This window comes from Pandoraea pneumonica, assembly GCF_902459645.1.
Taxonomy (GTDB): Bacteria; Pseudomonadota; Gammaproteobacteria; order Burkholderiales; family Burkholderiaceae; genus Pandoraea; species Pandoraea pneumonica.
The window spans coordinates 1,964,258-1,979,557 of record NZ_CABPSK010000001.1 but is presented as its reverse complement, the minus strand read 5'-3'; the positions used below and the strand labels follow the sequence as shown (position 1 = coordinate 1,979,557).

Genomic DNA, 15,300 nt, shown 5'->3' with positions numbered 1-15,300 from the left:
GGAGATAGCCGTCATGTCGTCCCGTTCTGCCAGCAAGAAACGTCTCATTCCCTTACCCGTTCAGATGCTGATCGGTCTGGCCCTCGGCGTCGGGTGCGGCATGGTCGCCCCGGCACTTGCCACGAAGCTCATGCCTGTCGGCACGGCGTTCGTGCAAGCCGTGAAGATGATCGTGGTGCCGCTCGTGTTCACCGCGATCACGCTGGGCATTTACCAGATGGGGCACAACGCGCGTGCACTCGGACGCGTGTCGGCGATCAGCATGATCTACTTCTTCGTGGCGACGCTCGTCTCGATCGTGATCGGCCTTGGGCTCAATGCCATCTTCCATCCCGGGCTCGGCGCGAATCTCGCCGCTGCGCACGCGTCGGCTAAGCCGATTGCGGCGTCGGTCGACTGGACGAAGTTCTTCCTCGACATGATTCCGTCGAACATCTTCGCGGCCATGAGCGGCAGCAATCTGTTACCGGTGCTGGTCGTCGCCGTGCTGCTCGGCATGGCGCTCTCGGCCATCGGTGAGCGTGCCAAGCCGCTCGTCGGCGTGCTCGACGCACTGATGGGTGCGGTGTTCAAGCTCACCGACTGGATCATCTCGCTCTCGCCGATCGCCATTTTCGCGATCATCGCGTGGCTCTTCGCGACCCAAGGTGTCGGGACGATTCTCGCGCTGGTCAAACTCGTGGGCACGATGTATCTGGGGCTCGGCGTGCTGCTGGTGCTGTTCTGGATCTTGCTCAAGGCCATTGGCGAGAAGCCGTTGGCAACCACGCGTGCGATCAGTGAACCCGTGATTCTCGCGTTCGCTACCCGCTCCAGCGAAGCCACGCTGCCGCTGCATATGGAGAAGCTCATCGCGATGGGCGTGCCCAAGGCCATCGCGTCCGTCGTGCTGCCGCTGGGTTACGCCTTCAATCGCGATGGCTCGATCATGTATTTCGCACTGGCCGTGGGCTTTCTGGCCGACGCGTATCACGTGCCGCTCGACATGCCGACGCTGCTCTCGATCGTGCTGGTGACCACGCTGGCTAGCAAGGGCAGCGCCAACGTGCCGTCGGGTGGCCTCGTCGCCATTGCGATGGTGCTCACCACGATTGGCGTGCCGATCGAGGCGTTGGCCATCATTGCCGGTGTCGATGCTTTCCTCGACATGGGCCGCACCGCCATCAACGTTTTCAGCAACACCGTGGCCATCAAGCTCGTGATGAAGCTTGCCGGTATTCCGTACGAGTCGCCCGAGGCTGTGCAAGCGGCCCTCGCTGAGTCGGATGCCGGTCAGTCTGCTGTGGCGAGCCATGCCCACGGTCAGGAGTTTCCTGCATGACCCAACGTAATACCGAACACATCGTCGATTTGCGCAGCGACACCGTTACGCGGCCGACGGCACTGATGTGGGAGGCGATGCAAACCGCCTCCCTCGGCGACGACACGCTCGAGGGCGACCCGACCGTACGCGCACTGGAACACCTCGCGGCGGTGGCCACGGGCAAAGAGGAGGCGATGTTCGTCGTCTCCGGCACGATGGGTAACTTGATCGCCTCGCTGTGCCACGCAACACGCGGCGGCGAGGCGGTCATCGACGCGCAAGCGCATATGGCCAAGTCGGAGGCCGGGGGGATGTCGCGCTTAGCGCATTTGTATCCGGTCACCGTGCCGTCGGTGCGCGGTGAAATGGATCTCGATGCACTTGCCGGGGCACTGCGCCCCGGCTTTTCGCGTTATGGGCAGCCCACGGCGATGGTCGGCGTGGAGTCGACGCATAACCACTCCGGCGGGTACGTGCCGTCGCTGGCGTATCTGGCCGACGTGCATTCGCTGGCGTCGCGCGCGGGCGTGCCGGTGCATCTGGACGGCGCGCGCGTGTTCAACGCGGCGGCGGCGCTCGGTGTGGATGCTGCGGCCATTGCCACACATTGCGAAAGCCTGACGTTCTGTCTGTCGAAGGGATTGTCTGCGCCGATGGGGGCGATGCTCGTGGGCTCGCACGCTTTGATTGAACAGGCGCGCACGTTCCGGCGCATGGTCGGGGGCGGACTGCGTCAGGCGGGCATCATGGCGGCGGCGGGCAAGGTCGCGATGGAGACGATGATCGCGCGTCTGGCCGACGACAATCAGCGCGCGCAGCGGCTGTGGACGGGGCTTGCGGAGATCGATCCGCTGCTCGTCGATTCGGTGGCCTCGCGCAGCAATATCGTGCGGCTTCGCGTCGGTGAGCAACGTGAGAGCGATCCGCGTGCGTGGGAGGCGGCGCTTGCCGAGTACGGCATTCTGGCGCGTGCGAGCGGACAGTCGATGCTGCGGCTGGTCACGCACCGTCATATCGGCGACGACGATATCGATGAAACCGTCGCGGCTATCGCCTCGATTCGCGAAGCGTTTGCAGCGAAGGCGGCGCCGCTGATCGGCACGCATTAGATGAAGCGAGCGCCTAGCGCTCAGCCATCGCCAGATACTGCTGCGGTGCGCGTCCGAACAGGCGCTTGAACATAACGATAAACGCGCTCGGGCTTTGATAGCCGAGCGCGAGCGCCACATCGCCCACCGACGCGCCGAGCGCGAGTCGCGTAATCGCCTCCGAGGCGCGCATGTGCTGACACCACCGGCCGAAGGTCATGCCGGTCTCATCTTTGAAGCGGCGCGCCAGTGTCTTGCCGCTCGCTCCCATTTCTTCTCCCCAGCGCTCCAGCGAATAGTCGGTCGACGGCGCCATCATCATGTGCTCGCAGATCGCGAGCAACTTCGCCGAACTCGGCAGCGGCAAGCCATGTTCGCCGGGGGCGGCAGCTTCGCGCAGCAGACGCAGCAGCAACGGCACCGAGAGGGCAGTGCGGCTGTCCGGCGCGTAGTGCATGCCATCGGCGAGCATGTCGACAGCAAGCTCGCGCAATAACGGCCCCACGGTCAGCACGAGGGCATTGGGCCATAGCCACGACACCGAACCGGGCTCGATGCTGATCGTGCAGAACTGCATGCGTCCGACGGCATGCAATTCATGCGGGGTATTCGGCGGCAGCCACAGCGCGCGCGACGCAGGCAATGTCCACGTGTGCGCCGGGGTGAGCACACGAACCACACCACGCAATGCCATCACCACATGACCGTGCTGATGCTGATGCCACGGCTGACGCTCGCCGTCCTCGCACTCCACACCCACGAACGTCACATCGCGCGACAAATGCCGACGCGTTTGCGGATAGCGACGTAGTAACAGTTCCTTCATGGCGTCTTCCCAACAGGCCGTCGACCTGACCGGGCACCGCATCAAGACGGGCCAGCCAGCCAAAGCTTAGAGAAATGGACAAAAAATGTCCTTTTCTCAACATTTTTTGTGATTCACAGCAAAAAGTTCCCCGGTATTCTACCAATAGCCATGGCGGTTTAGGGACGAATACGAGTGATAATAGTAATGCGTCTCATTTATTTAAACTCATTCGAGCGGAATGGCTCTGACGCGGGAAGATCGGCAAAGTGAATCAGAACAATACGGGGAAGCGGGCCAATGCCCGACGCCTGACCACCATGGCATTGGTGATAGGCAGTGCGGTGTTTGCGCAGCAAGGTTGGGCGGCTGACGAGGCTGCTGCGGCGGCAGCGTCGGCAGGTTCGCCGGGGACGAACGCGGGCACCACCGCCACCGGACAGGCCACCACGGTCTTGTCGACCACGCAGGTGACCGACTCGGCGCTCGTGGAGAGCGCCACGGGCCCGGGACGTGGCTACGTCGCCAAGCGCATGCGCACGGCGACGAAAACCGATGCCGATACGCTCACGCAGCCGCAGGCCACTTCGACGGTCACGCGGCAGCAAATGGACGATCAGGGCGCGATCACCATCGATCAGGCACTGCGCTACACGACCGGCGTGTACACGCAAGACGGCACGGACGTGCGCTTCGACCAACTTCGTGCGCGTGGCTTCGATATCGATGCTTATCTCGACGGGCTGGCGCTGTTCCAATCGCCGCGATTTGCCACGGCACGCGTCGATCCGTACCTGCTCGATCGCATCGACGTGATGTTCGGGCCGTCGTCGGTGCTCTACGGGCAGGGCAACCCGGGCGGTCTCGTCAACTACACCAGCAAGCTGCCGACCGAACAGGCGCAGCACGAGATCACGCTGCAAATCGGCAATCACAACACGTATCAGGCCGGGTTCGACCTGAGCGGCCCCGTCAATGCCGACGGCACCGTGCTTTACCGCGTGGTCGGTCTGGCGCGCGATGCCAAAACGCAAGTCAGCGCCATCAAGGACGAGCGCTTGGCCATCGCCCCGTCGATCACGTTCAAGCCGGATCGCGACACGTCGTTCACGCTGCTCGCCGGTTATCAGCGCGACCCGGCAGGCGGCCTGTTCAACCCGGTGCCAGCGAGCGGCACACTGTTTGCGAACCCGAACGGGCGTCTCGGGCCCGATCAATACTTCGGCGATCCGAACCGCGACGGCATGCAACGCACGCAGTACTGGTTCGGCTATCAATTCGCGAAGCAACTGAACGATACGTGGCGCATTTCGCAGAACGCGCGCTATCTGCATATCGACCAGAACTACTACCAGACGTCGGTCACGAGCGGCTTCAACGCAGATCAGCGCACGGTCTACATGTGGGGCAACACCGATCACGAACACGTGAGCCAGTGGCAGATCGATACGAACGCGCAAGCCAAGTTTGCGACGGGGCCGATCGAGCACACGATGCTGTTCGGCTTCGACTATCGACGCGTGCTCGAAGGCGACAACTACGGCGGTGCGCTCGCGGGGCAACTCGACTTGTTCAACCCGAACTACGCGTCGCTCACCGGTGTGCCCGCAGATACGCGCCTCGACGTGTCGCTCGCACAGGCCGGGCTCTACGCGCAGGACGAACTTCGCTATCAGCGCTGGGTGCTCACGCTCGGCATGCGTGAAGACTGGGCGACCACGCGCTCGGTGGTCAATGGCGCGAAGAGCGAGGCCGATAACCACGCGTTCACGTGGCGTGCCGGTCTGGCCTATGCGTTCGACAACGGCTTGGCACCGTACGTCAGCTACGCAAAGTCGTTTGCCCCCGTGCTTGGCCTGACGTACTCCGGCGCGCCGCTGAACCCCACGCAGGGCAAGCAATATGAGATCGGGGTGCGTTATCAGCCGAAGCAATACAACGCGTCTTTCCGCCTGTCGGCCTTCGATTTGCGTCAAGAGAACGTGAGCGTGACCGACCCGGCGCACCCGCAGTTCCCGACGCAGACCGGCGAGATTCGTTCGCGCGGCATCGAAGCCGAGGCGCGCGCCAATCTGACGCGCGATCTCATGGTGATTGCGTCGTACACGTATCTGAATCAGGTCAATCTGCAAAGCACGACGGCACAGGGCAAGCGTCCGCAAATTGCTCCGCGCAACAACGTGGCGCTTTGGGCCGACTACACGATGCACGAAGGTCCGCTGCGCAATCTCGGGTTCGGTGCCGGTGTCCGGTACACGAGCTCGTCGGCGGGCGATGCTGCGAACTCGTTCGAAGTGCCGAGCCGCACGCTGGTCGATGCCGCGGTGCACTACGACTGGCAGCAGTGGCGCTTTGCCGTGAACGTCAGCAACTTGTTTAACCGTGAATACATCTCGTATTGCACGAACTCGTTCCTCTGTTACTGGGGCGCGACGAGAACTGTCTTAGGGACTGCCCGATATCAATGGTGATGCAACGAAAGTCGTTTGCCGCCCGACGCCGCCTCTTGGCGGCGTTTGGCGTTGGTGCGCTGATGCCGACGGTGGCGCGTGCCGCCACGGCACTGACATCGAGCGCGGAGAAAACACCGCGCGTGGTGGTGCTGGATTGGGGCTTGGCGGCGCAGGTGCTTGCGCTCGGTGTCGTGCCCGTGGGGGTATCGCGCCCGCCGTGGTACCGCGCGCTGGCAGGCACGCCGGAAATGCCGTCGAGCGTGGTGGACGTTGGTCTGCTGTTCCAGCCGAGTTTTGAAGTGGTGCAGGCGCTGCGCCCCGACCTGATCGTCATCACGCCAGCCCACGCGCCGCTGCGCGATAACCTTGCGCGCATCGCGCCGCTGTTCATGGCACCGGCACCGACCCCGCATGAGGACGGCTACGCGCTCGCATGCCGTCGTGCGCTAGCGTTGGGGGCTGCGCTCGGGCGAGCGCAACAGGCCGCGCAGTTGATCGACCAGACGAATGCGTCGCTCGCGAAATGCCGCGAGCGCATCGCGCAACACGACGCGGCGCAGCGCCCGGTCTATCTGCTGTCGCCGCTCGATACGCGCTTAAGTGCTGTTTTTGGCCGCGAAAGCGTGTTCGGCGGCACGCTGGGCGCGCTCGGTCTCACAAACGCGTGGCAGCGCCCGAGCGATGGCGAAGGCATGGCGCAGGTCGATTACACGCAACTGGGCGGCATGCCTTCGGCGCGCGCCATGCTCATCGGCACGTCGCCGATGGTGGAGACGCTGCTGGAGGGTAGCCCGTTGTGGCGAGCGTTGCCGTTCGTGCGCGGACAGCGCGTCAGCCGTCTGCCGATGATGCTGCCCACGGGCGGCACACCGACGGCGCTGCGACTCGCGGAAGTGCTGACGCAGTCGCTCACAGGAGGTGCTGCATGAGCGCGCCGAATACTTCCCGTGGACTGATGGCCGGAGCGCAAGGCACCGATCGCGCTGGCACTGAGCGTCACCTGTGGCGGCTCGCCGCAGTGATCGGCCTGCCGACACTGGCACTGATGGTCTGGACGTTCTCCTCGTTGCGACCGGTCGGTATCGACACGGCAGCGTTTGCCTCGCTCGTCTGGCAAGCGCTTGTGCATGGCGGCGCGTCGGTCGACGCGAGCGGGCAATCGCCAGCCGCCGCCATGTCGGGCTTGCTCGTGAGCTACGCGTGGCTGCCTCGACTGACGATGGCAGCGCTCGCAGGCGGCGGGCTGGCGCTCGCCGGTGTGATGTTCCAGCAAGTGTTACGCAACCCGCTGGCCGAACCGCTCACGCTCGGGGTGGCGTCGGGCGCGTCGCTCACGCTCTCGGCGGCTGCGATCTGGATGCCGTGGCTCGCGCTGACATGGCGCGCGGGCGTGGCGTTTGGCGGTGCGGCGCTCGCCATTGCCATCGTGATGGCGCTCACGTGGCGCAGCCGCTTTGCCGCCATCCCGGTCATTCTCGCGGGCATGGTCGTCAACCTGTATTTCAGCGGACTGTCGATCATGCTGTCGATGACACACGAGCGCGCGCTTGTGGGCGTGTTCGCGTGGGGAGCGGGGTCGATGGTGCAGAACGGCTGGCACGACACGTTGTGGTTGGTGCCGCGCGTGGCGATTGGCGCTGTGGCGGCGTGGCTGCTGCTGCGCCCGCTCACGCTCTTCGCACTCGACGATCGCAGCGCCGGACAACTCGGTGCACGCGTGGCGTGGATTCGATCGGCGGGACTGGGCGTGGCGGTCGTGCTCTCGGCGTGCATCGTGAGCACCGTGGGGGTCATCGGTTTCGTGGGGCTTGCTGGGCCGCAGTTGGTGCGCTTAGCCGGGGCGCGCCGTTTGAGCGATCAATTGCGCTGGGCGCCGGTCGTGGGCGCGTTGATGTTGATGTTCACCGATCAGGTGGTGCAGTGCCTGCCGTTGCTCGACGGCGCGGTGATTCCGACGGGCGCGGCGGCGGCGCTCTTCGGCGGACCGTTGCTCCTGTGGCTGTTGCGCCGCACGCGGGCTGGTGAGATCGCAGCCACTGACGTCGCCCCGCCAGCGCGCGCGCATCACCCGTGGCGCTGGCTGGCGGCAGCGCTCATCGGCGGCGCTTGCATCGTCTGGGCGACGCTGCATTTCGGACGCACGCTCGACGGCTGGCAATGGGCGACTGCCGCGCAGTGGGCGGACGTCTGGCCGTGGCGTGTGCCGCGCATGATGGCGTCGGCTGCGGCGGGGCTTGCGCTCGCACTGGCCGGGACGTTGTTGCAACGCGTGAGTGCGAATCCCATGGCGAGCCCTGAACTGCTCGGCGTGAGCGGCGGGGCGATGCTCGGCATTCTGGCCGTGACGTGGACGGTGCTCTCGCCGAGCGCGTCGCTGCTGTTCGGTTCGGCGTTTGCGGGGGCAGCGATCAGTCTCGTCGTCATGCTTGCGCTCGCGCGACGCGGCGGCTTCTCGCCGACGCGCATGTTGCTGGCCGGGGTCGCCATCTCTGGCATGGCGCAGTCGCTTGTGGCGCTGGCGACGGCCAGCGGCAATGCCAATGCGTTCTTGCTGCGCTCGCTGATGCTGGGCCTGACTTACCTCGTGGGGCAGGGCGTTGCCATCGGGGCCATCGTCGCGTCGCTTGTCGGATTGGTGCTCACCTGTCTAGCGGCGCGCTGGCTCGATTTGTTGCCGATGGGCGATGCCACGGCTCGCGCGGTCGGCGTCGACGTGCGCCGCACGCGCTTGTGGCTCTGGTGTCTCGCGGCGGCGCTGAGCGCAGTGGCGACGCTAGTGATCGGCCCGTTGTCGTTTGTCGGCCTGCTCGCGCCGCATTTGGCGCGTCTGGCCGGGTTCGGCAAAGCGCGCTCGCAGGCGGTGGCGGCAGGCGTGGCCGGCGCATTGCTCATGGTGGTGGCCGATTGGCTCGGCCGAAATCTGATGTTCCCGCAGCAGTTGCCTGCGGGCGTGCTCGCCATGCTGATCGGCGCGCCTTATCTGTTGTGGCATCTGCGTCGTCAGGTGGCATGAAGTCCCCGCAAATTACATAAGAAAAGAGAGAGGTCCTCCTCCTATGTCCTTGTTTTGGCAACTTGTGCGATCCAGCCGATGGCCTTTGTCCATCGCGTTCATCGGCAGTCTCGTGAGCGGCTTCGGCAACGCCGGACTCGTCGCGCTCATCAATCAGGCGTTGACGGCGTCGCGCGAGCAGTTGGGCGCGCTCGGCCTGCAATTCCTCGGCCTCGGCGTGCTCGTGCTGGTCACGCGCGCGCTCTCGCAAACGCTGTTCATGTCGCTGGGCCAACGGGCCAAGGCGACCCTGCGCATGCAGGTGTTGCGCCGCATTGGCGGCGCGCCCTATGCAAGTCTGGAGCGGCACGGCATTGCGCGTGCGCTTGCCGTGCTCACGCAGGATCTCGACGCCGTCGTAGTGCTGTTCGTGAGCTTGCCGGTGCTGGCTATGCAGGGGGCTGTGATCGCAGGCTGCCTCGTGTATCTCGGCTATCTGTCGTGGCAGATTCTGGTGTTTGCTGTGGTCACGATCCTCATCGGCGCGGCGGGCTTTCGCATGGCGAACACGCGCGCGCTGCTGCATTTGCGCGGCTCGCGTAAGCGGGAGGAGTCGTTGGTGAAGGACTTCCGCGCACTCTTCGACGGCGCGAAGGAATTGAAGCTGCATCGCGGCCGCCGCGAGGCGTTCATCGAAGACCGGCTTGCCGAGAACGTGGAAGCTGTGCGCGTACAGCGCACGCGTGGCTACGTGTTGTATGCCGCTGCTGCGAGTTGGGGCAGCTTCATTCTGTTTGCGTTCATTGGCCTGACGTTGTTCGTGGTGTTGCGCCATGTCGACCTGCCCCCGGCAGTGGTGTCAGGCTACGCGCTGGTGTTTCTGTACATGATCATGCCGATCGAGGGCGTGCTCTCGTCGCTGCCCGCGCTGGGTACGGCGCGTGTGGCCTTCGAGCGCATCGCCCAAGTCGAGAGCGAATTACCGCGCGAATTGCTGCCGCCGCTATCCACAGCCGAGACGCCGACGTTCCACGAGATTGCGCTCGAAGGCGTGACGCATCGCTACTACCGCGAGCAAGAGAACGAGATGTTCACGCTCGGGCCAATCAGCCTGACGTTCCGTCCCGGCGAGCTGGTCTATCTGGTCGGCGGTAACGGCAGCGGCAAGACGACGCTCGCGAAGCTGATCGTCGGGCTGTATGCGCCGGAGCAGGGCTACATCACCGTGGACGGCGAGCCGGTCGATGAAGCGGGGCGGGATCGTTATCGCCAACGGTTTTCGGTGGTGTTCAGCGATTTCTTCCTGTTCGAACACTTGCTCGGCTTACCCGCCGACGGACTGGATGCCCAAGCGAGCGCGCTGCTGAAGGCGCTGCAACTGGATCATAAAGTCACGATTGAAGACGGCCGCTTCTCCACGCTCGACCTCTCGCAAGGACAGCGCAAACGGCTGGCGCTGCTCGTGGCGTATCTGGAAGACCGTCCGTTCTACGTTTTCGACGAATGGGCCGCCGATCAGGACCCGCTCTTCAAGGATGTTTTCTACCGGCAGATGCTGCCCGCCCTCAAGGCGCGCGGTAAGACGGTGCTCGTCATCACGCACGACGACCGCTATTTCGATCTGGCCGATCGTTTGATTCAACTCGACTATGGACGGCTGCGCGCGCCCCAGTCACCTTCTGTGACTGATGGTGCAGACGCAGGCGCTGCTGGCACTCCCTCCTGAATGCTTATGACACAAACGCCAATGTTCGACCTGCACGAGGTCGCTTTCGCGGTCGAAGGCCGCACGCTGCTCGCACCGCTCTCGCTGCAACTTGCCTGTGGGCAGGTGCATGGGCTGATTGGCCATAACGGCTCGGGCAAATCCAGCCTGATCAAACTGCTTGCACGGCAACACTCCCCGACGGGCGGAGAGATCCGTTTTGAAGGCCGCGCGCTGGCGTCGTGGGGCACGCGCGAGTTTGCCCGGCGCGTGGCGTATCTGCCGCAGCAACCGCCCGCAGCCGCGGGCATGACCGTGACGGAGTTGGTCGCCTTGGGACGCTATCCATGGCACGGCGCGCTGGGCCGTTTCGACGCCAAAGACCACGAGGCCGTGCACAACGCCATGGCGCAGACCGATGTGGCGATGTTTGCCGACCGGCTTGTCGAATCGCTCTCCGGGGGCGAGCGGCAGCGCGTGTGGTTGGCAATGCTCGTGGCGCAGCAAGCGCAGTGCCTGCTCCTCGATGAGCCGACGTCAGCCCTCGACGTGTCGCATCAACTCGATGTGCTCAAGCTGGTGCGTGAACTGGCTGACACTCACGGACTTGGCGTGGTGATCGTGTTGCACGATGTGAACATGGCCGCGCGCTTTTGCGATTCGTTGCTCGCACTCAAACAAGGCAAGCCGATTGCTCGCGGCACTCCCGCAGAACTCATGTCGCCGCAGACGCTGCAAACCATCTATGGTGTGCCGATGGGCGTGCTGCCGAATCCGGACGGCGGCATGCCGGTGAGTTACGCGCGCTAAACCCGATGAACGCGATGAACGTCGCGACGGCAGGCCGATGCGTTCAGGCATCGGCCAGATAACGCTGCGGGGTATGCCCCGTAATTTGCTTGAACATGACGATGAAGGCACTCGCGCTCGCGTAGCCGAACGCGTCTGCCGTGGCGGCCACCGACGCGCCTTGCGCAAGTTGCGAAATGGCTTCGGCAACGCGCAAGTGCTGACGCCACGAGACGAACGTCATGTCGGTTTCCGCCTGAAAGTGGCGCGCCAGCGTGCGAGCGCTCACCCCGAATTGTTCACCCCAGAAGTCGAGCGTCAGTTTGCTGCCGGGGTCGTTCATCAGATGTTCGCAAATGGCTTGCAGACGCGCGTCGCGCGGCACCGGCACGCCACGTTCGGGCATCGGCGTGGCCGCTCGCAACACCCCCATCAACGGAGGCACCGACAAGGCCGCGCGGCTCGTGGGGCCATAGCTGTCGCCTTCACGGCTGACGGTCGCGGCCAACTCGCGGATGAGCGGCGTGGCGACGATCACATTGGGCCGCGTCCAGTCCCACGGAAACTGTTTCGGTTCGACGTAGACGTTGCACATTTGCGTCTCGCCCACCGCGTGCAACTCGTGTTCGACATCCGAGGGCAGCCACAACGCGCGCGTGGGGGGCAGCGTCCAGATCGCCAACGGGGTGAGGGCGCGGACGACACCGCGCAACGGGAAGACCAGTTGACCATGCCGATGACGGTGCCAAACGAGCCGCTCGCCATGGCGATAAGTCATGACCTGTGCATAGACATCGCGAGGCAGCGGGCGCACCGAATCGGGGAATCGCTTGCGTAAAAATTCGTTCATGCCGGTTGCCGTTTTCGGGTGTCGCCAATCAGACGCCGAATGTCAAAAAATCGACATTTATTGTCGTCCTTGCGTTTTCTGAACCCGATATTCTCCATAGCCATCAATGTGTTGCGCCGGATCACACGCAAATTTAGTAATGAGTCTCATTTGCGATATTTCCGCCAGTGTAGCGGGATTTTCCCTTTTGGGGCTGGCGCAGCCGTCACTACTAGTCACTACAAAACACCCAGCGTCACGAATCATCGATCAGCCGGCTTGAAGCCGGTAACAAGGGGAAGTGTTGTCAACGATGCAAACGAATCAGCATTACAAATCTCGTCGTGCGGCTCGGGGCCGCTTGTCTGACGGTGCGCAGGCAGAACCGCCGCACCGCGCGTTCCGCTACACGCCTTTGGCGTTCGCCATGTTGATGCTCACTGCGGCTGCTGCCGCGCAGGCACAGCCGTCCACCGTGTCCGCACCAGCGGACGGGGACACCGCATTGCCTGCGACCACCGTCAGTGCGCCGCGCGATATGCAAACCGAAGCCTCGGATTCGTATGGCACGTCGATGACGACGATCGGCAAGACGCCGCAGGCGCTCAAAGACATTCCGAACTCGGTGTCGGTCGTCACGCGCGCACGCATGGACGATCAGGCCATGACCTCGGTGGCGGACGCACTGCAATACACCACGGGCATTACCGCCGTGAACTATGGCGACGGCACGTATTACTTCAATGCGCGCGGTTACAACGTCGGCGTGGAGTTCGACGGCGTGTCGATTCTGAGCGGCATTCAGTACCAGCCGCAGTTCGATCTGTCGATGTACGACCGCGTGGAAGTCTTCCGGGGTCCGGCCGGTTTGCTCGACGGCACAGGCGAGCCGGGCGGGACCGTCAATCTGGTGCGCAAGCGCCCGGGCGACACCTTCGCAGTGCGCAGCGAGACGTCGCTCGGTTCGTGGGCGCACTACCGTCAGATGATCGACGTCACCGGCCCGCTCAACGAAAGCGGCACGATTCGCGGCCGTGCGGTGCTCACCGGCGACACCGGCAACAAATCGATTACGCGCGCCAGTGAACGCAAATTCCTGGCCTATGGCGCGCTCGAATTCGACCTGACGCCGCGCACGCTGCTCTCGCTGTCGGGCTCGTATCAGGTCAATCCGCTCGACGCGTTCGACTACGGGCAGTCGTTGCTGACCAACGGCAAATTCCTGACCGCGCCGGTCAATTCCAACTTCGCGCCCGACTGGAATTACAGCTGGACCGCGATGCAGGAAGTCAACGCGCGGCTCGAACATCGCTTCGACGGTGGCGTCGTGTCGACGACGACGGTCAACTATCGTCATCTGCTGAGCAACAGCAAGTACGCGTACCTCGGCCCGGGCATCAACCCCGTCACCTTCACGGCCAACTACGCCGGGCAGTCGCAGCGCATGGAGAACAACCTGTTCGGCGTCGACTCGCATCTCTCGGGGCCGGTCGAGGCGTTCGGGAGAAAGCATGAATGGATGGTCGGGTTGAACTATCAAATGACGCAGCAGCGCAGCCTGTCGGGTTATGAGAGTCTGGGCAACTTCAGCGTGTTTGCGCCGCCGAGCGTGGAGCCGGATATTCCGTTCGATTCCGGCAACAACCTGCGCATGCAGCAATTCGGGGTGTACGGGCAGGCGCGTATTCGTGTGCTCGACCCACTGACCGTCGTGCTGGGCGGACGTGAAGCGTGGTATCAGCAGCAGAGTCAGAACCTGCTCCCGACCGAGACGCCTTGGACCACGACGTCGCGTGCTAATCACAAGTTCATTCCGTACGGCGGTGTCGTGCTGGCGCTGACGCCGCAGATCAATGCGTACTTCAACTATTCGAAGATATTCGCGCCGCAAACCGCCACCACGTTCGATGGGCAGGGTTTGGCGCCGCGTGAAGGCCAGCAGTACGAAATCGGGATGAAGGGCGCGTTTCTCGACGGCCGCCTGAATGCGACCGTGGCGGCGTTCCGTATGACGGACACCAACCGCGCGGTGGCCGACCCCCTGCATCCGACCGGCTCGGTGGCGGCAGGCTCGGCGCGAAGCCAAGGGTGGGAAGCCGAAGTGAACGGCCAGATCACCCGTAACTGGAACGTTTATGCCGGTTACACGCTGCTGAACTCGCGTTTCGAAAACGATCCGCGGCAAGCCGGTCAGTCGCTCGACGGCGAAGAGCCGCAGCACTTGTTCAAGCTGTACACGACGTATCGCTTCTCGGATGGGGTGCTCAACGGGTTGCGTCTGGGCGGCGGCATGCGCGTGCAAAGCGCCACGTATCGCACGCCGGTGGCCGTGCAGGGCGGTTATGCAGTGTGGGATGCGATGGTTGCCTATCGCTTTAACCGCCGCCTTGAAGCGCAGTTCAATGTGAACAATTTGTTCGATCGTGAGTACTACGCGCGGGTGCCGTCGTCGTTCTACGGCGAGTACGGGCAGCGCCGCAACTTCATGCTTACCCTGCGGGCAGACTATTGAGCGCACCGGGATGAGCGGTCTCGCGGTGTTTCGGCGCCGCGAGACCGCGGTCGGTCGAAATTCCCAAATGGCGGTACACTCCTGCGACACGCCTAAATTTCCTATCGGCGATCCCAGATTTCTGCCAGTTTGAACGACATCATGAAGTCCCCTGGTTCTGCTTCTCCCGCACCGGCGCACGACGCCGGTGAATGCGTCACGCTCGTCGCCACGGCGACCCTGCCGACCCGTTACGGCACCTTCACTTCGCACGCGTTTCGTGTCAAAGACAGCGACAACGAACACCTCGCGCTGGTCATGGGCGACGTGACGGGCGATACGCCTGCGCTGGTGCGCTTGCATTCCGAGTGCCTGACGGGCGACGTTTTCGGGTCGTACCGCTGCGATTGCGGTGAGCAACTCGACGCGGCCATGCGCAAAATCGAAGCCGAAGGACGCGGCGTCATGCTGTATCTGCGCGGCCACGAAGGCCGTGGCATCGGCCTGAGCAACAAGATTCGCGCGTATTTGCTGCAAGAGCAGGGACGCGATACGGTCGAAGCCAACCTCGATCTCGGATTGCCCGACGACGCCCGCGAATACGACTCGGCCGCTGCCATCCTGCGCATTCTGGGCGTGAATTCGGTGCGTCTGATGAGCAACAACCCGAAGAAGTTCGACACGCTCGCCAAGCACGGCATCCCCGTGTGCGAACGCGTGGCGCTCGACGTGCCGGTGCGAGAAGAGAACCAACGCTACATCCGCACCAAGCAGGTCAAGTTCGGGCACTACTTCGAAGAGAACGAGTAAGTCCGGGCCGCGCGCCCAGCGCGCGATGCCAACCG

At 63.8% G+C, this 15,300-nt stretch carries 11 protein-coding genes; 9 read left to right on the top strand and 2 right to left on the bottom strand.

Annotation, left to right across the window (positions count from 1 at the left end):
- The first annotated feature begins 13 nt into the window (after positions 1–13).
- Both PPN31114_RS08665 and PPN31114_RS08660 read left to right on the top strand, forming a co-directional pair.
- Positions 14–1,321: a dicarboxylate/amino acid:cation symporter gene (locus PPN31114_RS08665; RefSeq protein ID WP_217426923.1), complete on the top strand. Its 1,308-nt coding sequence runs from the start codon at positions 14–16 to the stop codon at positions 1,319–1,321.
- Entirely contained in the window at positions 1,318–2,412 is a 1,095-nt protein-coding gene (locus PPN31114_RS08660) for a GntG family PLP-dependent aldolase (protein WP_150678978.1), read from the top strand. The genes PPN31114_RS08665 and PPN31114_RS08660 overlap by 4 nt, the downstream gene beginning before the upstream one ends.
- Before the next feature lie 13 nt (positions 2,413–2,425).
- Here PPN31114_RS08660 and PPN31114_RS08655 read toward each other — a convergent pair whose 3' ends face one another.
- The gene (locus PPN31114_RS08655) at positions 2,426–3,217 is read right to left on the bottom strand and encodes an AraC family transcriptional regulator (RefSeq protein WP_150678977.1); all 792 of its coding nucleotides are present in this window, start codon (positions 3,215–3,217) and stop codon (positions 2,426–2,428) included.
- 299 nt (positions 3,218–3,516) lie between these two features.
- Between PPN31114_RS08655 and PPN31114_RS08650 the strand changes: the two genes are divergently transcribed.
- Genes PPN31114_RS08650 through PPN31114_RS08630 form a run of 5 tightly spaced genes read left to right on the top strand, consistent with a single transcriptional unit; the run spans position 3,517 to position 11,156 of the window.
- Positions 3,517–5,667: a TonB-dependent siderophore receptor gene (locus PPN31114_RS08650; RefSeq protein ID WP_150678976.1), complete on the top strand. Its 2,151-nt coding sequence runs from the start codon at positions 3,517–3,519 to the stop codon at positions 5,665–5,667.
- A complete protein-coding gene (locus tag PPN31114_RS08645; RefSeq protein WP_150678975.1) occupies positions 5,661–6,578 on the top strand; it encodes an ABC transporter substrate-binding protein in 918 nt (305 codons plus the stop codon). Before PPN31114_RS08650 ends, PPN31114_RS08645 begins: the two co-directional genes overlap by 7 nt.
- The gene (gene fhuB / locus PPN31114_RS08640) at positions 6,575–8,662 is read left to right on the top strand and encodes a Fe(3+)-hydroxamate ABC transporter permease FhuB (RefSeq protein WP_246182440.1); all 2,088 of its coding nucleotides are present in this window, start codon (positions 6,575–6,577) and stop codon (positions 8,660–8,662) included. The genes PPN31114_RS08645 and fhuB overlap by 4 nt, the downstream gene beginning before the upstream one ends.
- A gap of 43 nt (positions 8,663–8,705) precedes the next feature.
- Positions 8,706–10,367 (top strand): cyclic peptide export ABC transporter, encoded by a 1,662-nt coding sequence (locus PPN31114_RS08635; protein WP_150678974.1) that lies wholly within the window; start codon positions 8,706–8,708, stop codon positions 10,365–10,367.
- Positions 10,368–10,373: 6 nt separating this feature from the next.
- Positions 10,374–11,156, top strand: a complete 783-nt coding sequence (locus PPN31114_RS08630) for an ATP-binding cassette domain-containing protein (protein ID WP_246182439.1) — start codon at positions 10,374–10,376, stop codon at positions 11,154–11,156.
- Between the two features lie 43 nt (positions 11,157–11,199).
- Here the strand turns inward: PPN31114_RS08630 and PPN31114_RS08625 are convergent, their stop codons facing one another.
- Entirely contained in the window at positions 11,200–11,985 is a 786-nt protein-coding gene (locus tag PPN31114_RS08625) for an AraC family transcriptional regulator (protein ID WP_150678972.1), read from the bottom strand.
- Positions 11,986–12,391: 406 nt separating this feature from the next.
- Here PPN31114_RS08625 and PPN31114_RS08620 point away from each other — a divergent pair, with 406 nt between their 5' ends.
- Together PPN31114_RS08620 and ribA are read left to right on the top strand one after the other, a co-directional pair.
- Positions 12,392–14,476, top strand: coding sequence for a TonB-dependent siderophore receptor (locus PPN31114_RS08620; protein WP_246182438.1), 2,085 nt, complete (start codon positions 12,392–12,394; stop codon positions 14,474–14,476).
- 141 nt (positions 14,477–14,617) lie between these two features.
- Positions 14,618–15,265 carry a GTP cyclohydrolase II gene (gene ribA / locus PPN31114_RS08615; protein ID WP_150678970.1) on the top strand — a complete coding sequence of 216 codons (648 nt, stop codon included), beginning with the start codon at positions 14,618–14,620 and terminating at the stop codon, positions 15,263–15,265.
- Positions 15,266–15,300: the final 35 nt, after the last annotated feature.